Annotated in this window: 7 protein-coding genes and 1 pseudogene; all 8 read left to right on the top strand. The window is 57.6% G+C overall.

Annotated elements, in window-relative coordinates:
* A partial coding sequence (locus MVB78_RS05490) for a class I SAM-dependent rRNA methyltransferase (RefSeq protein WP_297488951.1) occupies window positions 1-608 on the top strand: 608 nt, incomplete at its 5' end.
* Between the two features lie 169 nt (window positions 609-777).
* On the top strand, window positions 778-1,410 hold the full coding sequence (locus MVB78_RS05485; RefSeq protein WP_297488954.1) for a ribosomal biogenesis protein: 633 nt from the start codon (window positions 778-780) through the stop codon (window positions 1,408-1,410).
* A 16-nt stretch (window positions 1,411-1,426) separates the two neighbouring features.
* Window positions 1,427-2,575, top strand: coding sequence for a cation:proton antiporter (locus MVB78_RS05480; protein ID WP_297488948.1), 1,149 nt, complete (start codon window positions 1,427-1,429; stop codon window positions 2,573-2,575).
* Window positions 2,563-2,805, top strand: coding sequence for a KEOPS complex subunit Pcc1 (pcc1, locus tag MVB78_RS05475; protein WP_297488945.1), 243 nt, complete (start codon window positions 2,563-2,565; stop codon window positions 2,803-2,805). Before MVB78_RS05480 ends, pcc1 begins: the two co-directional genes overlap by 13 nt.
* Before the next feature lie 75 nt (window positions 2,806-2,880).
* A complete protein-coding gene (locus tag MVB78_RS05470) occupies window positions 2,881-3,234 on the top strand; it encodes a prefoldin subunit beta (RefSeq protein ID WP_297488942.1) in 354 nt (117 codons plus the stop codon).
* 24 nt (window positions 3,235-3,258) lie between these two features.
* On the top strand, window positions 3,259-3,573 hold the full coding sequence (locus tag MVB78_RS05465; RefSeq protein ID WP_297488938.1) for a DUF3194 domain-containing protein: 315 nt from the start codon (window positions 3,259-3,261) through the stop codon (window positions 3,571-3,573).
* A gap of 195 nt (window positions 3,574-3,768) precedes the next feature.
* On the top strand, window positions 3,769-4,752 hold the full coding sequence (locus MVB78_RS05460) for a bifunctional oligoribonuclease/PAP phosphatase NrnA (protein ID WP_297488935.1): 984 nt from the start codon (window positions 3,769-3,771) through the stop codon (window positions 4,750-4,752).
* A 65-nt stretch (window positions 4,753-4,817) separates the two neighbouring features.
* Window positions 4,818-5,826, top strand: a pseudogene (locus MVB78_RS05455) (hypothetical protein); the annotation flags it as partial.

The following is a 5,826-nucleotide window of genomic DNA, read 5'->3' as shown; positions in this document are numbered from 1 at the left end:
GCCAGAAGACCGGCTTCTTCCTCGACCAGAGGGAGAACAGAATAGCTTTGGAGAAGTACGTCAGGCCAGGCATGCGCGTCTTAGATGTCTTCACCTACACCGGCGGCTTCGCAATTCACGCCGCCGTCGCTGGAGCGGAGGAGGTTGTGGCTGTGGACAAGTCCCCATGGGCCATCGAGATGGTCAAGGAGAACGCCAAACTGAACGGCGTCGGGGATAGGATGAGGTACGTCGTTGGCTCCGCCTTCCCGGTCATGGAGGAGATGATAAAGCGCGGTGAGAAGTTCGACGTGGTTATCCTCGATCCGCCTGCCTTCGTCCAGCATGAGAAGGATCTCAAGCGCGGGCTTCGCGCTTACTTCAACGTGAACTACGCCGGGCTTCAGCTGGTAAAGGACGGGGGCATACTTGTCACTGCATCCTGCTCCCAGCACGTGGATATGCAGGCCTTCAAGGACATGGTCATAGCGGCAGCCGCCAAGGCCGGGAAGTTCCTCAAGCTCCTGGAACCCTACCGTACGCAGGCTCCAGATCACCCGATACTCATGGCCTCAAAGGACACAGAATACCTTAAGGCTCTCTTCCTCTACGTTGAGGGGGTGAGGTGAGGGACGATGAGGAGAGTGCACCTCCACTGAACCCGTGGAGTGATGAGAAGGAGGCCCTGAGTCCCTCTCTTCTCCACCGGCCGAAGCGGAACTTTGAGCAACGGGCCGGTGGATTTCCAGCGGTTCATGAAAAAGCTTTTTAACCGTGAACCTGGAGCTAAGGAATGCAATGATGCTCATAACGACTTCCCACCGTCCGACGAGGAGGACGAGGAGCCTCGGACATGACTTAGAGAGGGTTTTTCCCAATTCCCTCTACCTGACGAGGGGAAAAAAGACCGTGAAGGATCTCCTGATGGAAGCCTACGACATGAACTACGAGAGAATTCTCGTCGTCAACGTCTGGAAGGGCAACCCCCTCAAGCTGACGTTCATTAAGGTTGATCCCGAGAGCTGGGGCTATCTCGGCTACCTCTACCTCCACGGCATAAAGCTCCAGCGTGAGATGGGGTTCCGGAACCTGAGGCCAATCCGTGAGGAGATGCCCTTCGTGGTCACCACCGCCAAGAGGATCGGCGTCGATCACCTCGCCTTCGCGAGGGCCTTTGCGGAGCTGACTGGAGGAACCTTCGTACCGAGGGATGGGAGGAGCCTCACCGCAATAGCGGAGGAGCACGGAACGGACGCCCTTGGGATAATAGAGAGGTACCCGAGGGGAATGGCTGTGAACTTCTACCGCCTCGACGTTACAAAGGAGAGGGCTGTGGGCCCCCTGATTCTCGTCAAGATCTGGATAATGGAAGACGGGCGGAGATGGGACTACAGGGAGGCTTTGGGGGCTAAAAGGCCAGGAACCCGCTGACCCGGTGGGATGGGGGATGACGTTTGAGGTCATAGGCTACGTTTTTGTGATAATAGCAGTGGCGAGGGTCTTTGCCGAGCTCTTTGAGAGGGCTGGCTACCCGGGTTTCCTCGGGGAGATAACCGCCGGTATAGCCCTGGGCGCATTCCTCAAGGGAATTCCCCAGGCTGACCTGAACCTTCTCGCCGAGCTTGGGATCTTCTTCCTGATGATGTACGCAGGTCTTGAACTAACCCCCGAGGAGGCCAGAATCGGGGGGCAGACGAGCCTCCCCTTGTACGTGGTGACCCTCGTGGCCATGCTCCTCATCTCCGTTCCCTTCACTGACTACCGCATTGGCATGGATACGATCGTTATGGCCTCTATTTTGGCAGTGGCCTCTGCTCCAGTTGTCATAAGGCTCACCCGCTTTTTCGGACAGGAGTTCCTCCACATAGCCCTCTCCTACGCGGTCATCAGTGAGGTCGGGACCCTCGTGATCCTGTACCTCATGATCGACATAAAGCTCAACCATTTGGGCTACGTCGGCCTTTCGGTGGCCATAATCAAGGATCTTCTGTTCTTGATAGCGGTTCTCGGTGTAAACCACCTGATAGGGATAAAGCACAGGCTCTGGATAATGACCCAGCTGAGGAGGCTCAGGAGCGACGAGGCGGCCTTCGGGGTCGTTATGATACTGGCCACGTCCCTTGGCCTGATCAGTGAGGAGCTCGGCCTTCACTTCAGCATAGGCGCCTTCCTAACCGGTCTGATACTCCACAGCGATCTCGTTGGGACGAGGCAGTACGAGCGCCTCAGCACGATAATCTCCGGCGTCACCTACGGCATCTTCGCTCCCATATTCTTCGCGTGGAGGGGCATAAACTTCCAGGCCGAACTTTCCCTTCAGATCCTCTACTTCTTCGTCGGAGTCTACCTCCTCAGGATATTCCTGACAACCCTGCTGATCTGGGGCGGCCATCTGAAGGTGTCCCTGACGAGAGCGGCGGGGATATCGAGCTTCGGCGTCCTTGGACTCCTCGTTGGGGAGGTAGGTTATACATACGGCATCCTCTCGGAGCACCTGTACGCCCTCGCCTCCCTGACGAGCGTCCTCGGGATCTTCGTCTCCGCCAGCATCGGTCTCCTGATAAGCCATATGGGGGGAGAGAGGTGTACCCGATAGAGGGCTACCTCGAGATCGCGTTCCCGGACGAAGAGACGGCCAGGATAGTGTACGAAAGCGTTTTGTACGAGCACAAGACCGTTCCTTACAGGAGGAGCAGGATTGAATTCATGAGGGAGGGAAGGAAGGTGGTGATCCGCTTTTTGGCCAGGGACAGCTCCGCCCTGAGGGGAACGCTCAACTCCTATCTGAGGTGGATCAAGGTGGCGGCTGATGCCCTGGATCTCTGATTTCCTCCAAGCCTCAAACTATTTAAAGGGCCGCCCCTACTCTAACCCGGCATTGCAGTCACGGAGGTGTTTGTGATGCAGAACGTTCCACCACAGGTTCAGGCGATGTTGGGACAGCTTGAGAGCTATCAGCAGCAGCTCCAGCTCGTTGTCCAGCAGAAGCAGAAGATCCAGGCGGATCTTAACGATGCGAAGAAGGCGCTTGAGGAGATAGAGAGCCTGCCCGATGATGCAATCGTTTACAAGACCGTCGGGACGCTGATAGTCAGAACTGAAAAGGCCAAGGCGGTTGAGGAGCTCAAGGACAAGATCGAGACCCTTGAGGTCCGCCTGAGCGCCCTTGAAAGGCAGGAGAAGAAGCTCAACGAGAAGCTCAAGGAACTGACCTCCCAGATACAGGCTTCCCTCAGGCCGCCCGTGGCCGGCTGACCCTCCTTTCTTGGGGGACTCCAAATGGGTGGTGACGGCAGGAGGATAGTGCACATAGGCCTCCCCGAGCTGAGCGAGGATGAGCTCGTCGCCATAGGGGATCTCGCCCAGGAGACCATCCTACAGTGTATATTCAACGAGCTGACGAGGAGCGAGGTCAAGGACATCGAGGTCACGACGAGGATAAACAGGAACGAAACGCTCGACCTTGAGGTTGAGGTGTACCTTGAAGTGCCGGTCTTCCTGAAGGCCGACCCGGATGCCCTCGTTGATAAAGCCATAGAAAGGGCTTACGAGGTCGTTGAGAAACGACTGAAGGAACTGGCCGCAAAGGATTAAACCTCCAACGTCCAATTTCATCCGGTGAGGCCGATGGATTATCGGGAGGCTGCAAGGCGCCTTGCCGAGGACGTTAAAAACCATCTGGGCGGATCAGTCAGGGGGGTCCCTCCCACGCCTTCACTTTTCAGCCCGGGAAGAGGAAGGCGCCAAAGCCTTCGTGGAGAGGATTGAAAAAGCTTTAGAGGAACCGAGATGAAGGGGAAAATCAAACTCAAGCGCTTTCTTGAGGGTGCAGGGGGCAGGTCTTTCCTCCTCCTCTGCCACCACAACGCCGATCCGGACTCCCTCGGCTCCGCCATAGCCTTTGCCAGGTTTCTAAAGGCTAAGGGGTTTGATGAGGTGAGGATAGGCGTCGCCCAGAGCGTTTCCTCCTATGCGAGGAGGCTGCTTCCCCTCTCTCCCGTTCCCGTTGAGAGGAACCCCGAGGTCTCGGAGGACGTGGTCGTGATCTTCGACACCTCCTCCCTGGAGCAGCTTGAGCCGATCGAGATCCCCCTCGGGAAGTTCACGATCCTCGTGGATCACCACATGGAGAAGGAGAGGCCGATAAAGGCTGACATAGCGGTAGTGGACTCGTCGAGGACTTCGACGGCCGAGATCGTCTGGGAGCTTTTCAAGTACTTCGGCTTCGCCGATGAGGAGAGCGTGAAGGCTTTACTTGCCGGAGTCCTAACCGACACCGCCTCCTTCCGCTTTGCCAACGCGGAAACTTTTAAAGCCGTGAGCGAGATGCTCGCCCTCTTTCCAGTTCAGATGGGGGAGATCTACCAGCTCGTTGCGCCGGTGGGGGAGGAGAACACGGACCAGGCGAAGAGGATGGCGGTTCTTAAGGCCTGCCAGAGGCTTGAGGTGAGGAAGTTCAGGAAGTACATCATAGCTGTCTCCAGGGTCTCAGCCTATGAATCCTACGCCTGCAAGGTCTTCCTCCAGCTCGGCGCTGATATAGCAGTGGTGGGCAGTGAGAAGAAGGGGGTCAGGATATCCGCGAGGGCCAGGGAGAGCCTCGTGAAAAAAGGCCTTCACTTGGGCAGGATAATGGAGAAAGTCGGACCGATGATCGGGGGCTCGGGAGGCGGTCATGCCGGGGCCGCCGGGGCGAACGGGAAGAGAAACCTCGACGGGGCGATGAACTTCATCTTAGGTGAGATTGAGAGGTTTTTGAGGGGGCTGGAGTGAGGAACTGCCCCGGGTGTTTCAGAAAGGCCTTTAAGCCGGAACCCTTAACTCCCGAGGGGATAAACATGAAGGAGTGGGCCTTAGCAATTGCGATGATTCTACTGCTTCTCTCGGGCTATGCCGCCGCGAGCGGCGCCTGGTTCCGGGTTGTGGGGTTTAAGGACTACGATACCGTCTCCGCCCTCGCCGTAGCCCCAAACGGTGACGTCGTGGCCGTCGGCGAGACCGTCCAAAACGGAAGCGTAGCCCCGTTGGTAGTGCGCCTCGACAGGAACGGAAACGTTGTCTGGGCAAAGCTCTACCCAGTGGAAGGCTACCGGGTGATCCTGAATTCGGTTGCGGTTGAGGAAGACGGTGCCATAGTGGCGGCGGGGACAGCTGAAAGGGGTTCAGATTACGATTACTTTGCCATGAAGCTCTCGCCCGATGGGGTCCCTCTGTGGGCCTTCTCCTATGGGACGAGCGGTTCTGACCTAATGGGCTCGGTCGCAATCAACGAAGGCTCAATCTACCTCATCGGGCGCAGCTCGGGGGTTCTATTCAGCGTCCCATCATCCGTCTGGATCCTGCGCCTCAACCCCTATGGCAACGTGGTCTGGGGAAGAGCCTACGGGGGCAACGAGACCTTTACCTCCGCCGCGGGCGTGGCCCTCAGGAAGGGCGTCTTCGTGGCGGCATCAACGGCTTCCGGCGGGCTTGTAACGATGGACATCGGGGATGATGGGAGCCTCAAGAATCCCTCCGTCTACACCGGCCTCAACTTGACTCTCCTGTTTGGAGTGGGCTCCGATGCAATCCTTGGGGATGCGGCCGGGAAGGCCGTCCTCTGCTTTCCCTCGGGAAACGGCACCCTGGAAGTTATGGAGCTCAACGCAGGGGAAGCCGTAAAGAGCGGCGCCATGACTTCAGCTCCGCTGGGCCTGTTCCTGGCCCTCTCAAACTCCAGTCAGAGAATCCTCCTTGGAATGGCCGGTGCAGGGGAAATGGACGAGTACCCATTCCCTGGAATCGTGTTGGCCTCGGCAGTGTCCTATGCCCAGGGTTACATAGCTCTGGGAGGCGGGATAAGACTCC

The sequence above is a fragment of the Thermococcus sp. genome (assembly GCF_026991495.1).
Classification (GTDB): Archaea; Methanobacteriota_B; Thermococci; order Thermococcales; family Thermococcaceae; genus Thermococcus.
Note: the sequence above shows the minus strand (reverse complement) of the source record. Positions and strands in the feature narration are given on the sequence as shown.

What these genes read in the sequence shown, in the direction of transcription:
- MVB78_RS05460 (WP_297488935.1), top strand. Translation starts at nt 3,769, where the DNA reads ATGAAGGGGAAAATCAAACTCAAGCGCTTTCTTGAGGGTGCAGGGGGC.
- MVB78_RS05465 (WP_297488938.1), top strand. Translation starts at nt 3,259, where the DNA reads ATGGGTGGTGACGGCAGGAGGATAGTGCACATAGGCCTCCCCGAGCTG.
- MVB78_RS05480 (WP_297488948.1), top strand. Translation starts at nt 1,427, where the DNA reads ATGACGTTTGAGGTCATAGGCTACGTTTTTGTGATAATAGCAGTGGCG.
- MVB78_RS05470 (WP_297488942.1), top strand. Translation starts at nt 2,881, where the DNA reads ATGCAGAACGTTCCACCACAGGTTCAGGCGATGTTGGGACAGCTTGAG.
- MVB78_RS05485 (WP_297488954.1), top strand. Translation starts at nt 778, where the DNA reads ATGATGCTCATAACGACTTCCCACCGTCCGACGAGGAGGACGAGGAGC.